Origin of the sequence: Bernardetia sp. ABR2-2B (genome assembly GCF_037126435.1) — a bacterium.
Taxonomy (GTDB): Bacteria; Bacteroidota; Bacteroidia; order Cytophagales; family Bernardetiaceae; genus Bernardetia.
On record NZ_CP147020.1, the window covers coordinates 4,130,455 to 4,148,931 of the forward strand.

The window sequence follows — 18,477 nt, forward strand, 5'->3', positions numbered from 1 at the left end:
TTTTAATAATTTTTTGCCTTTAATTTCTCGCACTACTGGTGTGAGTTTTATAAAAACTAACTGTTGTCACCACTGGTGACATAGCTTGAATTACCTAAAAACAGTCATTTACCCAATCTCCAATCTCCAATTCCTAACCCTCAAACCCCTTCGGTTCAACCATCACAACATCTTCTCTTTCGACGACAACTGCTCCAAGTGCTGCACCTTTTGGCTTTCTGACATATTTTTTAGGTGTTACGATGACAGGACAAAGTGAATCCGTTTTTCGTTTGGAATAATAGGCTGCCAAACTAGCTGCCTTTTCAATAACTGACTTTGGAAATGGTTTTCCTGCTCGGTATTTTATCACAACGTGCGAACCTGCCACGCCACGAGCATGAAGCCATAAATCTTCTTTGTATGCAAATTTTTGAGTGAGTAAATCGTTATTTTTGGAATTTTTCCCTACCAAAATCTGAAAATCTTGATATTCAAAAACTTTGAATGGTAGCTCATCGGGTTCATTTTCTTGTAAATTACTAACTTTTATTTTATTAGTTTTTAAATACTTTCGCATTTCTTTGAGCGATTCGAAGTTTTCTATGTCTTGCAACTGACTTTCTAATGTTTTGAGTTGCTCTTCTTTTTTTTCTAAATTCTGATACAAGTTATCAATTTCTAGTTTTTGATTTTTTCCTTTTCTATAAAAAAGTTCGGCATTTTTTTGTGGTGTCAGATGGTCTTTCAGTGGAATTGTAATTTGTTCATTTTTATAAAAATCAAATAACTCTACTGATTTTGAACGAGGTTCTACGGCGTGAAGGTTTGCCATCAAAATATGCCCAAATTCTTCATAACGCATCGTATTTTCTACTTTCTCTATTTTTTTTAGTGTTTTGTCTATATAATTTTTGGTTTGACGATGACGTTTTTCAATTGCTTTTAAGGCTGCATTTTTTTCTTTATGCAAATAATATCGCCTTGAAAATTCCATATAAAATAAATTACAGGCTTCTAAAACACCATTTGTTTTGTGTAGAATTTGAGCATCTTTGATAAACTCTGTCGGATTCAGAATGGATAATTTTACATCATTTTTTTTCAAGAATACATAAAAATCTAGTTCTTCTATTTTATCAAAATAACTAATTAATTTTTCAGTTTCTTGCCAATATAAATTCTTATTTTCTGTATCTGTTACCCTATTATCTAAATATTTCAAAACATCTTTTCCAAAAGTAGGAAAGGTTATTTTGATTCCATTTTCTATAAAATCTTCTTTTTCCTGTTCTATACTTCTATCCAAGTCATCATAAATTATTTCCCAATCAGCTTGTAGTTTATGTTGAAAAATAGCTTCAATTTCTTGTGTGTTTTTGTCTTCTTCACTTGGAGAAAATAAAACTATATTCGAACGACTTCCAAATAATTTGAATAACAAAGTGTGATTTTCTTTATGCTCTCCTTCTAATTCTATCCCAAAAGCTCGTTCATTATTAAACTGACGAATACTTGTGATTTTCTTTCCAATAACAGACTCAAAAAGGTCTATGCTATTTCGCTTTGCTCGTGCAAAAGTTTGAGGAAAAGAAAGTGTGGTAAGTTCTGGTGTAAAGGTAGCACGAATCCAAAATTCAGTTTCTGGATTGTCATTATCAATAAGACCTATCAATAATTCGTTTTTATTCTGTGAAAAAATGGTTGCAATTTCAAGTCCTATAATCTGCTTAGAAAGCTCTAATGAAAGCGCACGAATGAAATAATAATTATTCTGCATTATTTTTTTATAAAATCTAATCTAAAATTTTTACTTTGTAGTTTATACAACTCCAAAAATCCAAAAAAGATGCGACAACTACTTTTATTTTTTTTCTTTTTATCTATTTCAGTCTCACTCTTTGCTCAAACGGACAGTACAAGCATAGAAAAAAAATCTACAAACCTCCCCAAAATACAGCTTAGTGCTTATTTAGAAACGTATTACATTTATGATTTTAACGAACCTGAAAACCATGTCCGTCCAGAATTTTTTTATGCTTATCATCGTCATAATGAATTGGCTTTGAATTTAGGGTTGATTCAAGCTGATTATGAAACTAAAAATGTTCGTGCCAGACTTGGACTGATGGCAGGAACGTACTCAAATATAAATTTGGCAGCAGAAGAGGGCGTTTTGAGAAATATCTATGAGGCATATATAGGAACTCGGCTTTCAAAAAATAAAAAATTATGGCTTGATGCAGGAGTTTTTAGCGCACATATTGGCTTTGAGAGTGCAATTGGAAAAGACTGTTGGAATATGACACGCAGCTTGTTAGCCGAAAATTCTCCTTATTATGAAAGTGGAGTCAAAGTTTCTTATACATCTGATAATGAAAAATGGTTTTTATCTGGACTTTTACTCAATGGTTGGCAGCGCATTCAGCGAGTAGATGGAAATCAAACAGTAGCTTTTGGGCATCAAATTACATTCTCTCCAACAGAAAAAATAACGCTCAATAGTAGTTCTTTTGTAGGAAATGACTACCCAACGGCAGAGAAAAAGATGCGTTATTTCCATAACTTCTTTACACAAATTGATTTTTCTGAAAAATTTGGAATCATTGCAGGATTTGATATTGGAGCAGAGCAAAAAGAGAAGGGAAGTTCAGAGTACAGTACATGGTATTCGCCTATTTTGATAGCAAGGTACAAACCCTCCGAAAAAATAGCCTTTGCTGCACGAGTAGAGCATTATAATGATGAGAATGGAGTTATTGTCCCAAATATTAATCAAAATAGTTTTGAAGCAACAGGTTTTTCTCTCAATTTTGATTATTCTATTACTGACAATTTACTTTGGCGAGTAGAATATCGCAGTTTGAATAATAGAAATGATTATTTTTTAAGAGATAATGAATTAGTTTCTACAAACTCCTTTTTGGGAAGTGCTTTGGCTGTTAGTTTTTAGAAACACGTTTCAAACATTTTTTCAACTTTGACAGTCCTTTCACAAGGCTGTCAATAGTTTAAAAAAATAAACACTTTTCCACCAAACTATTGTCAGAGTTATTTTGGGTTACCAAAGTAACTACTGACAAAGTTTTCATTAGTTTTATCAAAATATAAATCTATGTTTATTCAATCAAGATACAAAACTCTCTTTATTCTACTTTTGATAATTTCCTTTTTAGGAAGTTGTAAACCCTACAAAAGCGTTTTTGAAGAAGAAAAACAGAATGAATTGATTACAAACAGTATTCAAGCTGATTATGAAATAGAAAATATCTATAAAATCAACAAAAAATCTACTTTAGAATTGAATTTAGAGGGAGGAAAAAAGTATAAGTTTCAGTATTTTTCTAAACGCTATTTTGATATGATTTTACTTGATTCTCAATCCGAAATTATAGCAACAAATAAAATTAGTTATGGAGATTCTTCTTATCGCACTAAGACTATAATTTTTGAATGTCAAAATACAGGAAGATATAATTTGAAACTAGAAGGCAAACGTTTTCCTAATTCTTCTCTGTTTGTGGTGGCTTTGCAAGATTTGAAAAATGAAATAAATGAGAAAGAGGAATATGTTTTTATTAGAAATTATAAGTCTCCACATGAGAGAAATACACGTTTATTTAAGAATGGAATACTCAGACATACTTGTGTATTTAGTAAAGGAACAACATATAAATTTAAACTTGAAAAAGGAGCAGCAACACTAAAGTTGTACAAAGCTAGAAACGAAGAAAAAATTATAGAGTTTTATCCAAAGATAAATGATAAAGAATTTATTTTTGAATGTGAAGATACAGGAATCTACTACTTAGAAGCTACAAGTTATGTAGAAGACGAAATTGCTGTATTTGGTTTGTATTTTAAACTTTCAGAAAGCAGAAAGGCAAAGCTCAAAATAATATCCTTGCACCAAATTAGTAAAGAAGGAAATAAAATCACAAAAGTATTTATTGAAGATACAACCTACTTTCTCAGAACAAAAGGGTGTGGCGAATCAATAAAAGTAGAAATTACAGAAGATGGAACACCATATAATCTCCAAGAATTTGAGTTTAAAAATGGAGAGGAAAGGTTTATTTTTAGAAGTCGGAAAACAGGAGTTTATCACATAAAAGTAACAAAAATAAATCCTGAAGACAATCATGAAACGACATTGATTATTGAGCAATAATTCGAACAAAAAAACTCAAACATTTCTGCTTGAGTTTTTCGTAATTTTTAATCCGTAATCCGTAATCCGTAATCCGTAATTGATTTTTATTTCCTCACAGCACCAATCGGCATATTTGGGTCAAAAAGTCCGTATAACTCTGGATTCTGACGGTAGTTTGTATATTGACGAGTTTGTGTTTGGACATAATCAAAAAGTTCTCTTACCGAAACAATTTTATCAGCATTAAAATCTGCTTCTCCCTTCAAACCACGAATCAAATAATAACTAAATACTCCTTGGCGAATGGTCTTGTTTTCAAGTGAAGTTTCTTCTGCTTTCGATGACATCATAAGTGCTGTTCCTCCCGAAGTTTTGGCAAGTGCTTGATAATATTTGTCCATTGTAGCTTTTACATTTCCACGCAAATTTTCGCTACTGCTTCCCGAATGACACGCATCTGCAATAAAGAGTTTATTCTTTGCTTTGCAGCTTGTAAAAATATCTTGCACGTCTTTGTGTAAAAGTTTTGTGCTTTCTGTTCCGTTGTAATCGTAGGGAATAAACGAACCTTCCAAACCGTGTCCAGCATAATAAAAAATCACTAAATCATTTTCAGATGCAGCTTGAAATTTTTGATTTAGAGAATTAATAATTTGTGATTTTGTTGCATTTTCATCCACTAAAAGTGTGATTTGATTGTCAGAAAGTGCGCCACCCTCTGGGCTTTTCAAAAAGGCATACATTTGATACGCATCATCATCCGAATAACGCAGCGTTGGCATAGCCGTATAACTCGCCACACCTACCACAACAGCCCAAACTCTTGGCATAGAAGCTAGTACGTTTTCTGTGCGGTTAGGCGTAGAAAAAGTAACAGTTGCTTTATTTGAGAAAAAAGTTCCTTGTGCTGTTGTTGCTTCCAAACGAATCTCATTTGTTCCGTTTTGTAATGGAATTTTTCTTTTTACTGTGATTGCACACGTTGTACTTGGCGTTACAGTTAGTCCTCTAATTGGGTCTTGTTCTTTATTATTTACAAAAACTTTTACTTCATTTACCATTAGCTCAGATTCTAAACAAACCTCCAAATCAAAAAATGATTGTGAAACTGTGGCAGTAAGTGAATTTGCAGAACTTGGATTTTGAAAATGAAATTTTACTTCTTTTTGTTCATTTGCCTTTTTTTCTTCTGCAATAAGTTGGTCAAGTTTTACAATTTTCTTTGCAATTTCTGCACGGTTTGGGTGTCCTTGTTGTCTTGCTTTTTGAAGGTTTTTTAGGCTTGCTTCATACTTTTTATTTAAAAAATTGATGGTTGCTAGTTTGTAGTTTATTTCTGCTGAATTGCTACTTCCTTCTCCCAAAGCTAATCTAAAATTCTTTTCTGTTTTATCTGAATTATTCAATTTCTGATAAGCAAAACCTTTATATTCATAAATTTCTGCATTGAGTTGAGAATCTTTTTCTTTATTGAGTTTTAATGCTTTATCAAAATAAGTAATAGCTTCTTTATACGAATCCATTGAATAATAACTCTTTCCTTTCCATAGATTTGTCTCAGCTAACTTATAATTAAATAAAATTGCTCTATCTAAATCTGAAATTGCGTCTTTGTATTTCTTCAAATGCCACCTAGTTATTCCTCGTTGCAGATAAGCCTCCATATTTCTGCTGTTGTGTTTCAGAGAGGTTGTGTAATCAGTTTCAGCTTGTACATAATTTTTTTGCACTAATGCTTGATTTCCACTTTTGAGGTAGTGTGTGTCGTATTGGGCAAAACTTGTGCTTTGAGTAAAAATTAATAACAGAAGAGTTATTAAAATAGAAGTTAAAGGAAAATTGGGCATAAGAGTAAAATTTATTTTGAGCTGGGTAGTTATTAATATCAGAACTTTATCTATACTATTTACTTATTTAACGAATAAAAATTGGTATTCGTCTATAAAAAAGGCTTTCTTATTTATTCTTATCTTACGCAAATAATATGCAAAAAGGTTTGAAAAAGTAAAATGAACTTGAAAAACCAAAAAGTGTACAAGATTCGTAAATCTGTATAATAAGCGAAGTGCAATTTTCATCTACTTTTGTTTTATTAATTTTAAACAATAAAATAGACGAAAATGGAATCAAATCAGTTTGGGAAAAAAGGATGGACACCTGATAGAATAGGAAATTTAGAGGGCAAAATATACGTCATCACAGGTACTACAAGTGGTACAGGGTTTGAAGCAGCAAAAATATTGCTTTCAAAAGGAGGAAAAGTTGTGATGCTAAACAGAAATCCAAAAAAGTCAGCAGAAACTATAACAGCCCTAAAAAAAGACCTTGGTAATGATATAGATGTTATAGCTATACAAATGGATTTGGCAGAGCAAAGCTCAGTAAAAAAAGCAGCCAATGAAGTTCTTAAAATAGCTCCTCAAATAGATGTACTTATTTGTAATGCTGCTATTGCTCAAGTACCTAAACAACAACTAACTGTGGACGGTTGGGAAAGTCAATTAGGTGTAAACCATTTTGGACATTTTACTTTACAAGCCTTACTATTTTCACGTATTGAAAAATCTAAAGGACGTATCGTAACGGTAGGCAGTATGGGATATGATATGGGAATCAAAACCATTAAATTTGATGATTTGAATTGGGATAAAGATTATACACCTAATAATGCTTATAGCCAAAGCAAACTAGCACAAATTATGTCTATTTATGAGTTGCAGGAGAGACTGAAAAAAGCACATAAGACGGAGGTTAAGGCATATGCTTGTCATCCTGGTTCTTCCAGAACTTCTCTTATTAGCACCAGTGGAAGTCTGATGATGAGAATTATTTTTGGTCTGATGAAACTATCACCACTCACACAGTCGGCAGAAAAAGGTGCTTATCCACAGTTGATGTGTGCTACCGAAGAAGACTTAGAGCAAAAAGGTTTTTATGGTCCAACAGGAAGAAATAACTGGGTAGGTGCAGTCGGAGCGCATAAGTTAGAACCCCATGCAAAAAATAAAGCTGTGGCTAAGAGGCTATGGGAAATTTCAGAAAAAGAAACAGGAGTAAAATGGAATATATAAATCAATAACATGCAACACTTCAAAACGTTATCATCGTATTTAGATTATTTGGGGCTACCTTGTCTAGAGCATCCTATGTTGAGTGTATTCAACTCAAAAGGAGATACTTATTTGCCTTGTCCAAGAGAGAGTTCGCCACCCATTACAAACGACTGCTATTCTATTAGTTTGAAAAAACATGTAGCTGGAAACTTAAATTATGGAAGAACAAAGTATGATTTTACTAATGGTGCTTTGATTTTTATTTCACCAAGGCAAGTATTACAGTGGGATAACAGCGTAGTTTTTGAGCAAAAAGGGGCTTCAATAAATTTTCATGAAGATTTTTTGAAAGGAACAGAACTAGCACAGCAGATAAAAAGGTATGGTTTCTTTTCTTATTCAACCAATGAAGCATTGCATCTTTCTCCAAAAGAGGAAAAGCAAATAGAATTGATTGTTGAAAATATTGAAATCGAATATCAAAATAATCAAGATGCTTTCAGTAAATCAATTATTATTTCTCAACTAGATACATTATTGAAATATGCGAACCGTTTTTATGAAAGGCAATTTATAAATAGGAAAGAATTATCAAATGATTTATTAGAGAAATTTAATCTTTATTTATCTAAATATTTTGAATCAAGAGAGCTACAAGAAAAAGGAATACCAAGTATAGAACAGATAGCAAATAAAATGTCAGTTTCGCAGCGATATTTGAGCGATACACTTAAAAAAGAAACAGGCAAGACCACCACAGAACATCTGCATTTGTATTTAATAAATGAAGCAAAAGATATTCTATTACAACCCGATAAGAGTATTTCAGAGGTAGCTTACGAGTTAGGTTTTGAATACCCACCTTACTTTTCAAGGTTTTTTAAAAAGAAAGAAGGCATAAGTCCAACAGAATACAGAGAAAAACACAAACTAAACTAAATATAAACTATGGAAATATTAAAATTAGCTACCGAATGGGCAAAATCTGAAATCTTCTCAACACGATTTTTTATCTTTTTTGCAATATTATTTTTAATCGCAAGTATTGGATTTTGGCAACTAGGAAAAACAGACATTGCTAGAGCCTATATTATTCCAACTTTTGTAGCAGGAATACTATTACTCATAATTGGTAGTGGTTTACTTTACACAAATATTCAAAGAGTCAGTCAGTTTGAAAAAGATTATACTACCAATGCTACTGCGTTTGTAGAATCAGAAATGGTACGCACTGAAAAGACGTTAAAGGAATATCAAACAATCGTTTTTAAAGCTATTCCAATTATAATTATCTTAGCTACTTTACTAATCATTTTTGTAAATACTCCAACTTGGAGAGCAGTCAGTATTACAACGATTGCTATGCTGATAGTCATTTTATTAATAGATGGAACAGCTCATGCAAGAATTGAAAACTACAGACAGCAATTAGAACTATTTAGCAAATAAGAAGACAGAAGGAGTTTAAAATTTATTGTGGTAATATTTGTTGTGAATCGTAATTGTTCATGTACTAACTTTTGAGTAATTTTAGGCTGAATCAATTACATCACAACATAAACACAATTAAATATGGTTACAGAGACACAAAATGTATCAGCAGGACAGCAGAAATTTATAGATTTAGAAGATAATTACGGAGCGCACAATTACCATCCACTTCCAGTAGTTTTGGAAAAAGGTGTAGGCGTTTATGTTTGGGATACTGATGGAAAAAAGTATTATGATTTTCTTTCAGCTTATAGTGCTGTAAATCAAGGACATTGTCATCCACATATTATAAAAGCTCTAACAGAACAGGCTCAAAAACTTACCCTTACTTCTCGTGCATTTTATAATAATGTGTTGGGAAATTACGAAAAATTTATGACTGAGTTTTTCGGTTATGATAGAGTTTTGCCAATGAATACAGGTGTAGAAGGAGGAGAAACAGCAATTAAATTGTGTCGTAAGTGGGCATACAAAGTAAAAGGAATAGAAGAGAATAAAGCCAAAATACTTTTTGCAGAAAATAACTTTTGGGGGCGTACACTTGCAGCCGTTTCTTCATCAACAGACCCAAGTGCATATAGCGATTACGGTCCTTACTTACCAGGGTTTGAAATCGTAAAGTACAATGATTTGGCAGCATTGGAAAAAGCATTGGAAGACCCAAATGTAGCTGGTTTCATGGTAGAACCAATACAAGGAGAAGCTGGTGTTGTTGTCCCAGATGAAGGATATTTGAAAAAGGCATATGAGCTTTGTAAGTCTAAGAATGTACTTTTTATTGCTGACGAAGTTCAGACAGGAATTGCACGTACTGGAAAATTAGTGTGTTGCGACCACGAAGGTTTTCAGCCAGACATTCTCATTTTAGGTAAAGCTCTTTCTGGTGGTGTTTTTCCTGTTTCGGCAGTTCTTTCTAGCCACGAAATTATGCTTACCATCAAACCGGGAGAACATGGTTCTACGTTTGGTGGAAATCCTTTGGCGTGTGAAGTTGCAATGGCAGCACTAGAAGTAGTAAAAAATGAAAATCTATCTGAAAGAGCAGAGGAGTTGGGTAAAGTTTTTCGTCAGAAAATGTCAGAACTTGCTGATAAATCAGAATTGGTAAATCTTGTTCGTGGAAAAGGACTTTTGAATGCTGTTGTAATAAATGACTCTCCAGATAGTTCAACGGCTTGGGATATTTGTGTTGCCTTGAAAGAAAATGGACTTCTTGCCAAACCGACACACGGAAATATCATTCGTTTTGCGCCACCACTCGTAATGACTGAAGAACAGTTATTAGAATGTTGTCAGATTATTGAAGATACAATTCTGAATTTTAAGAAGTAAGTCTTTGAAGTTTAAAGTCTGAATAAAAAACGAATTTCAATCTGATTGAAATTCGTTTTTTTTATGGATTTTTAAACTGTAATTCCAATCACACAAATATCATCAATTTGTTTTTGACCTCTTCCCATCCAGTCCCTCAAATTTGTCTTTAAGGCTTTTCGTTGAATTGACATTGAATCTTCTGTATAAGTTTTATATAAAAGACTACGAAAATGTTTTGACATAAACTTACGTTTATTTGTTCCCCCAAACTGGTCTTGATAACCATCTGAATATAAATAAAATACCTCTACATCGTCTAAATTGATAACGTGGTTAGTATATTTATTGGCTTCTATCTTTTTATTCCGTCCTCCTATTGACAAAGCATCTCCTTTTATCACTGTCATGTTTTCTTCTTGTGTGTCGCCACCTCGCTTTTTATGTATATAAACAAGTGGGTTTTTCGCCCCTGCAAATTCCAAAATTTTTAGATCCTCATCTATAACAGCAATAGAAATATCCATTCCATCTTTGTTGCCAGTTCTTTTTTGCTTCAAAATATCTGTAATTTCTTTTTGTAGTTCATTGAGAATTTCGCTTGGAGTTGTTATTTTATGATGTTTGACAATTTCAGTCAGAAGTGTAATACCAAGCAAAGACATAAAAGCTCCTGGAACGCCATGACCTGTACAGTCAGCCACAATGATAATTTTACGCTGCTCTACTTCAGCATACCAATAGAAGTCTCCTGAAACAATATCTTTTGGCGCAAAGTAGATAAAAGAGTCTTTAAAGATAGATTTTAGGTCATTAGCATTTCCCAACAAAGCAGATTGAATACGCTTTGCATAATTCATACTGGATAGAAAATTCTCATTCTGTTGTCTTATTTGAAGCGATTTTTGTTCGCTATTTAACCTAGATATTTCAGTTTTTGTAATGTCTTGTAATGTACCCCACTTTCCTATGAATTTTTCATTTTCATCAAAAGATGGAAATGCTTTTTCTTTTATATATACCATACCCTTATTAGGTATTTGAAGTTTATATATTTCATTAAATCTGCCATGAGAGTTGATGGCATCTTCCCATTTTTGCTTTATTCTTTCCAAATCTTGTGGATATATCCAATTTCTAAAGTCTGATAAAGAGGTAGGAATATTTTCTTTATCAACATTAAAAATAGTTTTGAAACTATCTGACCACTCTATCTTATCAGACCCAACATCCATATCATAACTCACTATTTTTGCTAATATCTGAGATTCTTCTAATCGCTCTTTATTTTTTTGTAGATTTTTGAAAAGGATTTCAACCTTTTTATTTTGCTTTATTTCTTTCGTAACATCTTGAGCTGTTCCGACAAGTAAAATAGGCTCTCCAGCATCGTTATAAGTAATTACAGAAAAAGCTCGGTAGTGTTTCCAGTCCTCCTCTTTAGGTAGGTGAGGAGGTCTTGCTCGGTAATGTGTCAGTAACTCCTTTTTTTGTTTATGGGCTGCTTTTGCAAGTTGCTCTTGATTGATTTCATAGTCATCAGAATGCACAATTTCTCTAAAAGTTTCTGATGTAACAGCTTTTCCTTTTTCTAAACGATAAATAGAGGGGAGGTTATCTGAATGATTTATAATCTGCGTTTTGAGATTCCAAAAAAAGCTACCCATTTTAGCCATTTTTTCAGCTCGGTTCAGTAAGTCTTGTTTCTGTTCAATTTCTTTTTGAGCTGAGACTAAATTATCGTTGATAGCACGAAGTTCCTCTGAATTGATTTTTAGTTCTTCTTGAGAGGTTTCAAGGGTTTCATTTTTCGACAAAAATTTACTATTGACTTCTTCTACATCAAAAAAGGCTTGTTTAACCCTATCTATAATTGGTTTCAAGCCGAACAAAGACAAACCAATTATGAATATTATAATGGTTGATATTACAACAAACTGTATTATTTTTAAGCGTGTAAATTTACCTTTTGTTTCTTCTTGGTAAATAGTTATGATAGACTTCGTTACAGAAGAAAACAGGTATTGATTATTTTCTAAGTCTGCTAATATTTGATTGGCTTGACTTTGGAGAGCTAAAGAGTCAGCATTCTGAATAGAGAAAGCTGTATCCAAAAGTAGATTACTTTTTTTGATTATGTTTTGCTGACTTTTTTGTAAGGATTGTAATAAGTTTTGAATTACACGAGGGTTGTAGTAATTTTCTTCTAGTTTAGAAATACTTTTAATGAGGTGTTTATTATCTTCTTTTAAGTTATTTAGGTCTAAGTAGAGGGAGTCAGAATATTTTTCTTTCTGATAAGGAACTGCAAAAGGAATCTTATTGGTATGATAGAGAATTTTTTGGCTAAGAGAGCGCTGCTTTCCTGCTAACTCTATCAAATAGACATCATCTTGTTCCTTGTTTGAAAAATCTTGTAATACTAAAAAACCTATTACCAACATTATTGAAATCAGAATTGGAAAAATAGTATTCGCAATTCTCATTCGTTTTATAACTTTCTTATTTTCTTGATTATAGTTTTCTAGATTGCTATGTCTTAATAAATCACTTTCTTTTAGTCTATTTATGTAAAATCCTATAGTGCCAAAAGCAGCAGCTAAAACAAATGGGGCAGAATCTATAACAAAGTGTATAGGATTTTGGGTATGCAGTTGAGCTACCATATCCCAACTCAAATCCATTTGATTGAAAAATAGCCCATCAAGAATCCAAGAAAATAAAGGAAAAAGGAGACCAAACAAAAAACCTCCTAGTATATAACGTTGTGTATTTGAACTCAATTCATATAAGTTTTTGAAACAGATTATACTAAGGAAAAGGAATAACTAAATAACTCCTTTTCAATTACAAATATAACTACTTTTTGGGTAGTAAAGCTAGATTAGAACATAATTTCTAAGTTTCAACTCAAACAATGCAAAAAGATTCATGCTTTCGTTCTGAATTTATACAAAAAAAATAAAATGAACAAGTTTTAGTCAATTATTTTGCTCTATTTTCCATTTTATGCGACTATTTTTTACTTAAAACAGTTTCTAAAAAAATATATTATCCTCGGTTGTCAATACGTCTAAAATAGGTAAACAAGCTGTTTTACTAGATGAATTTGAATACCTTTATCAAAAAAATAACTCCTTGAAAAGAAGTCGTTTTTTTATGTTTTAATTCCGACCACACAAATATCATCAATCTGTTTTTGCTCTGCCCCTGTCCATTCTAGCAATGTCATTTTTAAGGCTCTACGCTGATGCAACATAGAGGAAGTAGAAGTATCGTATAAAAGACTACGAAAACGGTTAGACATAAACTTTCTTCCTTCTTCTCCTCCAAATTGGTCTTGATAACCGTCTGAATATAAATAAAAAGCTTCTACTTCTTCCAAATCAATAATGTGATTGGTATATTTTTTTTCTTCAACTTTTTGGCTTCTTCCTCCTATCGAAAGGTTATCTCCTTTTATGACCGTCATATTTGCTTTTTCTCCACCTCGTTTTCGTTTTTTGTGCATATAGACAAGAGGGTTTTTTGCTCCTGCAAACTCCAAAATTCCTTTTTCATCATCAATTGTAGCAACAGAAATATCCATTCCATCTTTATTTCCTGTTGTTTTTTGTTTTAAAATATCTTTAATTTCTTGTTGTAGTCTATCCAAAATATCACTTGGAGTCGTTATCCTATGATGTTTGACGATTTCATTGAGAAGGGTTATTCCCAATAAAGACATAAAAGCTCCTGGAACACCGTGCCCTGTACAATCAGCTACAATAGCAACCTTACAATTATCTACTTTTGCATACCAATAAAAGTCTCCCGAAACAATATCTTTTGGAGTAAAGAAAATAAAAGCATCTTCAAAAATAGATTTCATCTCCCTTATATTACCTAATAATGCAAACTGAATACGTTGTGCATAATTTACACTAGATAAAAACTTTTCATTCTGTTGCTTTATTTGAATTGATTTTTGTTTATTCGCAAGCCTAGAAATTTCAGATTTTGTAATGTCTTGCAGACTTCCTCGTTTACTAATCAATATTCCATCGTCATCAAAAGAAGGAAAGGCTTCTTCTTTCAGATAAAGTGTCTTTTTGTTGGGCAAATCTAATCTGTATATCTCACTAAACTTTTTCTGAGTTTTGATAGCTTTTTTCCATTTTTGTGTTACTCTATCTAAGTCATTTGGGGCTATCCAACTTCTGAATTCTTCTAATGAGCTAGGAATTTCTTGTTCGTTTACTTGAAAAACATTTGAAAAACTTTCTGACCATTGTATTTCTTCAGAATCAACCCTCATATCATAGCTCACTATTTTAGCTAACAGTTGAGACTCTTCCAAAAGCTCCTTATTTTTTTCTACATTATCAAAAAGAGTTTTTACTTTTTTATTTTGCTCCACCTCTTGTGTTACATCTTGTACTGTTCCGATAAGTAGATAAGGTTCTTCTCGGTCGTTGTAATTGATTAAGGAAAAAGCACGATAATGTTTCCATTTTTCCTGTTCAGAAGAGTGGTTAGGTTTGGCTCTATAATAAATGGTAACTTCTTTTTGTTTTTTTGATGTAGCTTCTGAAAGTTGCTCTTGATAAATTTTGTAGTCTTCTGGGTGTACAATTTTTTTGAAAATTTCTAAAGTAAATGCTTTTTTGTTGTCCAATCCATAAATAGAAGGAAGGTTATCAGAGTGGTCAATCTCTTGATTATTCAAATTCCAAACAAAACTACCTAATTTAGCCATTTTCTCAGCACGATTAAGTAAGTCTTGTTTTCTCTCAATTTCACCTTGTGCCAACAACAAATTATCATTCATCGATTGTAACTCCTCTGCATTTACTTTTAATTCTCTTTGAGAGGCTTCCAACCTTTCGTTTTTTGCCAAAAACTTTGTGTTAGCTTCTTCTACATCAAAAAATGCATCTTTTACTTTTCTTATTAATGGTTTTAGACCAAAGAGAGCCAAAGCAATTACAAATAACATAATAATAATAACGACTACAAATTGTATTACTGTCAGAGTAACAATCTTACTTTTTGCATCTTTTTCGTATCTATCAATAATCGATTGCATGATAAAAAGAAACTCGTCTTGATTCATTTCCAAACGCTTTAGAGTTTGAATTTCGTGGGCTTGAAGACTTAAAGAATCTACATTATCGACTACAAAAACAGGATTCAAAAGCTCATTAACTTGTATGATTATATTTTCATAACTAGAAGCTAAGGTGTCCATTTTGTTTTGTGGAATGGGTAAGTTTTGACGGTCGTTGTCTATCCCTAAAGTAGTAGATTGTTGAGTAAGGTTTTTGTATCCCTCTTTTAGATTTTTAAAGGCAACTGATAGCGAATCTGTATATCTTATTTTTTCTTTTTTTTCTGTAAAAGGAATTCTACTAGCATGATATAATATTTTTTGACTAAGGGTTTTTTGATTGGCTGCTATTTTTATCAATTGTATATCGTCTTGTTCTTCATTTGAAAAATCTCTTAGCAAAAGAAAACCAACTGTCAATATAAGACCAATAACGATAGGGAAAATCGTATTTGCTAGTTGCATACGTTTTATAATAGCTTTATTTTCTTCACTATAATCAGCAACATTTTTATGACGAAGAAGGTCGTTTTCTTTAAGTTTATCTATATAAAAACCAATCGTACCAAAAGCACCTCCCAAAATAAAGGGAGCAGAGTCAATAACAAAGTGTATTGGGTTTTGAGAATGAAGACGCACAACCATTTTCCATCCCAAATTCATTTCATGGAAGAATAATCCATCAAGAATCCAAGAGAAAAAAGGAAAAAGAAGACCAAACAAAAAGCCTCCTAAAATATAGCGTTTTTTATTTATGCTACTCAACGACTGTTTTTCTTTGAAAGGTTAAAAAATAAAATGATAAGCAAAAAATAAAGAATATAGCTATTCTTTCCCTTATCAAACATCTTTGTAACTAGAATCTAGTCTATTAGTTTAGAATTAGTGAATATTATTTTGAAAAATCAACTTCAAACAATGCAAAAAGATTCGTACTTTTGCAGCGTCAAATTTTTACACAAAATAAAAGAAAATGAATACGTTATTAACTAAAATTTCTACATTATTTTCTGTTTTTGCACTGCTATTTTTTATTGCTTGTTCGCCAAAAACAGTTTCTAATAAAATAAACTACCCACAATCTCCAACACTTTTAAAAATAGATGACCAAATTGTTTCGGCAGATGAATTTGAATATCTCTATCAAAAAAATAATTCCACAGCTGAAGATAGCCTTTGGAATAGAGAAAAAATTCAAGAATACTTAGATTTATATATCAATTTCAAACTCAAAGTAGAGGAAGCAAAAGAGCTTGGAATGGATACTTCACAGGCTTTTAAAAAGGAATTTGAAATCTATAAAAATCAACTTGCCGAGCCGTATCTTACGCCAAAAAATGTAAGTGAAAAACTAGTAAAAGAAGCTTATTCTCGCCTAAATGAATCGGTTCGTGCTTCTCATATTCTAATTATGGTAGAGCAATATGCTAATCCAGAGGATACGTTGGCAGCTTACAAAAAAATTCAAGATATTAGAAAAAAGGCTGTGGCAGGAGAAAATTTTGCAGAACTTGCAAATACTTATTCTGATGACCCTTCAGGTAAAATAAATGGAGGAGATTTATATTATTTTTCTTCGCTTCAAATGGTTTATCCTTTCGAAACAGCAGCTTATAATACTCCAGAAGGAAAAATTTCGGAGATTGTACGTACTCGTTTTGGATATCATATCTTGAAAGTTACTGACAAAAAACCATCTTTAGGAAAAGTTCAGTTGGCGCATATTATGATTCGTTCTTCTGATGGAATGATTGCAGAAGATACACTAAAAGCTTATCGCAAAATTCAAGAAATTTATACGCAACTAGAGAAAATAACTGATGAAGCAAAACAAAAGGAACTCTTTGAAAATCTAGCAAAACAGTTTTCGGAAGATTATCGCTCAAGAGAACGTGGAGGACAGCTTACTAATAATGGAAACCCAGAGTTTACGTCTGGAACACTTGTTCCACCCTTTGAAGAAAAAATATCTACACTCAAAAAAGGAGAAATTACTGCACCTTTCAAGTCTGCTTTTGGATGGCATATTGCTCGTTTGATAGAAAAAGATGCAATTGAACCTTTTGAAGATTTGCAGCCAATTCTTCAACAAAAAATAGCGAAGGATTCCCGTGCCGAGATTCAACAAGCTGTTTTGATAGAAAAATTAAAAAAAGAAAATGGCTTTTCTCAAAACAAAAAATCAGATGAGTTTCTGACGCAAATGGCAGCCGATTCGATGATTCAGAAGGCAAATATGTGGACAATCAAGCGTTTTGAAATGCAAAACCCAAAACTAGCTAAGAATAAAAATTTATTTACTGTTGGTACAAAAAACTATACCTTAGATAATTTTGTGTCTTATTTGGAAGAGGGAAACAAACTTCCTGCTCCTGAAAAAGCATTGCCATTTTTGAGAGAAGAATATCAAAATTTTGTAGCTCAAAAAATTATTGATAACGAAAGAGAATTATTATCAAAAAAATATCCTGAATACCGTTTCTTATTGCAAGAATATTATGATGGAATTTTGCTTTTCAAGATAATGGAACAAAAAGTTTGGGCAAAAGCTCTAGCCGACCAAGAGGGTTTGATGGAATTTTATGATAAAAACAAAGAAAACTATCGTTGGAAAGACCGTGCAAAAGTAACTATCTACAATGCAGCCGACCAAAAAACACTTTCTATGCTAAAAGATAGCCTGAAGTTAGGTTATTATGCAGTAGATAATTTTCAGCCTTTAAAATTAGAGTTTGATAGAAGAAACATAAAACTTTCGGAGTCGCAAATCAAAAAACTAGGTCCTTTTGCATTAGCTGCCAAAACAAACCCTTCTTATGTCTTGACTGTTGAAGCTGCAAAAGCAATAGGAGAAACAGATGCAATGATGCAAAGCCGTATTGATGCAATTAAGGAGTATTTCAAAAAAGAAAGTGTTGCGAATGTTCGTTTTGTAGCCCAAAAAATAGGAAGTGCAAATGCAGCAAAAGCAACTATTCAGCTTAAAATATTTACAACAGACTCTAAACTATTAGAAAATCGTTTTAACAAAGAAAATGCTCTTCGTTTGGAAATAATGGAAGGACTTTTTGAAAAACAAGCACAACCAATTCTATCAGAAATAGACTTCAAAAAAGGAGATTATACCGTTGAAAACAATGGTAGAATGTATTATGTAATTGTTGAAGAAATTGAACCTGCGAGAGTGAAAAAACTAGAAGAAACTCGTGGCGTTGTTATTTCTGATTATCAGCAATTCTTAGAAAAGGAATGGATTGAAGAATTACGTAAAAAATATGAGTTCAGTACAGACGAGAAAGTAATGGAGGCTGTTTTATTGAAGAATAAGAAGTAAAATTATTTTCATTAGCTCAAAAAAACACCTTATTTTATTCATCTTTTGGGACAGAATGAGGTGTTTT

11 protein-coding genes are annotated in these 18,477 nt (G+C 32.2%); 7 read left to right on the forward strand and 4 right to left on the reverse strand.

The annotated features are described in order from the left end of the window. Window positions 1-133 precede the first annotated feature (133 nt). Window positions 134-1,759, reverse strand: coding sequence for an NFACT RNA binding domain-containing protein (locus WAF17_RS17480; RefSeq protein WP_338762366.1), 1,626 nt, complete (start codon window positions 1,757-1,759; stop codon window positions 134-136). 69 nt (window positions 1,760-1,828) lie between these two features. Here WAF17_RS17480 and WAF17_RS17485 point away from each other — a divergent pair, with 69 nt between their 5' ends. Next, a complete protein-coding gene (locus WAF17_RS17485; RefSeq protein ID WP_338762368.1) occupies window positions 1,829-2,932 on the forward strand; it encodes a porin in 1,104 nt (367 codons plus the stop codon). 162 nt (window positions 2,933-3,094) lie between these two features. Continuing rightward, window positions 3,095-4,150, forward strand: a complete 1,056-nt coding sequence (locus tag WAF17_RS17490; protein ID WP_338762370.1) for a hypothetical protein — start codon at window positions 3,095-3,097, stop codon at window positions 4,148-4,150. A gap of 86 nt (window positions 4,151-4,236) precedes the next feature. Here WAF17_RS17490 and WAF17_RS17495 read toward each other — a convergent pair whose 3' ends face one another. Beyond that, entirely contained in the window at window positions 4,237-5,979 is a 1,743-nt protein-coding gene (locus WAF17_RS17495) for a caspase family protein (protein WP_338762372.1), read from the reverse strand. A 273-nt stretch (window positions 5,980-6,252) separates the two neighbouring features. Between WAF17_RS17495 and WAF17_RS17500 the strand changes: the two genes are divergently transcribed. The 4 genes from WAF17_RS17500 to rocD all read left to right on the forward strand — a co-directional run bounded on the left by WAF17_RS17500 (window position 6,253) and on the right by rocD (window position 10,008). Next, the gene (locus tag WAF17_RS17500) at window positions 6,253-7,203 is read left to right on the forward strand and encodes an SDR family oxidoreductase (RefSeq protein WP_338762375.1); all 951 of its coding nucleotides are present in this window, start codon (window positions 6,253-6,255) and stop codon (window positions 7,201-7,203) included. A gap of 9 nt (window positions 7,204-7,212) precedes the next feature. Beyond that, window positions 7,213-8,124, forward strand: coding sequence for a helix-turn-helix domain-containing protein (locus WAF17_RS17505; RefSeq protein ID WP_338762378.1), 912 nt, complete (start codon window positions 7,213-7,215; stop codon window positions 8,122-8,124). A 9-nt stretch (window positions 8,125-8,133) separates the two neighbouring features. Continuing rightward, a complete protein-coding gene (locus WAF17_RS17510; protein WP_338762380.1) occupies window positions 8,134-8,634 on the forward strand; it encodes a hypothetical protein in 501 nt (166 codons plus the stop codon). Window positions 8,635-8,757: 123 nt separating this feature from the next. Then, window positions 8,758-10,008: an ornithine--oxo-acid transaminase gene (rocD, locus tag WAF17_RS17515; RefSeq protein ID WP_338762383.1), complete on the forward strand. Its 1,251-nt coding sequence runs from the start codon at window positions 8,758-8,760 to the stop codon at window positions 10,006-10,008. Between the two features lie 71 nt (window positions 10,009-10,079). On the opposite strand, the gene WAF17_RS17520 is transcribed toward rocD, so the two are convergent. Both WAF17_RS17520 and WAF17_RS17525 read right to left on the reverse strand, forming a co-directional pair. Beyond that, window positions 10,080-12,770, reverse strand: coding sequence for a PAS domain-containing protein (locus tag WAF17_RS17520; protein ID WP_338762385.1), 2,691 nt, complete (start codon window positions 12,768-12,770; stop codon window positions 10,080-10,082). A gap of 374 nt (window positions 12,771-13,144) precedes the next feature. After that, window positions 13,145-15,841 (reverse strand): PAS domain-containing protein, encoded by a 2,697-nt coding sequence (locus tag WAF17_RS17525; RefSeq protein ID WP_338762387.1) that lies wholly within the window; start codon window positions 15,839-15,841, stop codon window positions 13,145-13,147. 208 nt (window positions 15,842-16,049) lie between these two features. Here WAF17_RS17525 and WAF17_RS17530 point away from each other — a divergent pair, with 208 nt between their 5' ends. Then, window positions 16,050-18,410 (forward strand): peptidylprolyl isomerase, encoded by a 2,361-nt coding sequence (locus WAF17_RS17530; protein WP_338762390.1) that lies wholly within the window; start codon window positions 16,050-16,052, stop codon window positions 18,408-18,410. The last annotated feature ends 67 nt before the right edge of the window (window positions 18,411-18,477 follow it).

Coding starts and splice junctions, on each gene's coding strand:
- WAF17_RS17480 (WP_338762366.1), bottom strand. CDS start 1,759: ATGCAGAATAATTATTATTTCATTCGTGCGCTTTCATTAGAGCTTTCT.
- rocD (WP_338762383.1), top strand. CDS start 8,758: ATGGTTACAGAGACACAAAATGTATCAGCAGGACAGCAGAAATTTATA.
- WAF17_RS17510 (WP_338762380.1), top strand. CDS start 8,134: ATGGAAATATTAAAATTAGCTACCGAATGGGCAAAATCTGAAATCTTC.
- WAF17_RS17505 (WP_338762378.1), top strand. CDS start 7,213: ATGCAACACTTCAAAACGTTATCATCGTATTTAGATTATTTGGGGCTA.
- WAF17_RS17490 (WP_338762370.1), top strand. CDS start 3,095: ATGTTTATTCAATCAAGATACAAAACTCTCTTTATTCTACTTTTGATA.
- WAF17_RS17485 (WP_338762368.1), top strand. CDS start 1,829: ATGCGACAACTACTTTTATTTTTTTTCTTTTTATCTATTTCAGTCTCA.
- WAF17_RS17500 (WP_338762375.1), top strand. CDS start 6,253: ATGGAATCAAATCAGTTTGGGAAAAAAGGATGGACACCTGATAGAATA.
- WAF17_RS17530 (WP_338762390.1), top strand. CDS start 16,050: ATGAATACGTTATTAACTAAAATTTCTACATTATTTTCTGTTTTTGCA.
- WAF17_RS17495 (WP_338762372.1), bottom strand. CDS start 5,979: ATGCCCAATTTTCCTTTAACTTCTATTTTAATAACTCTTCTGTTATTA.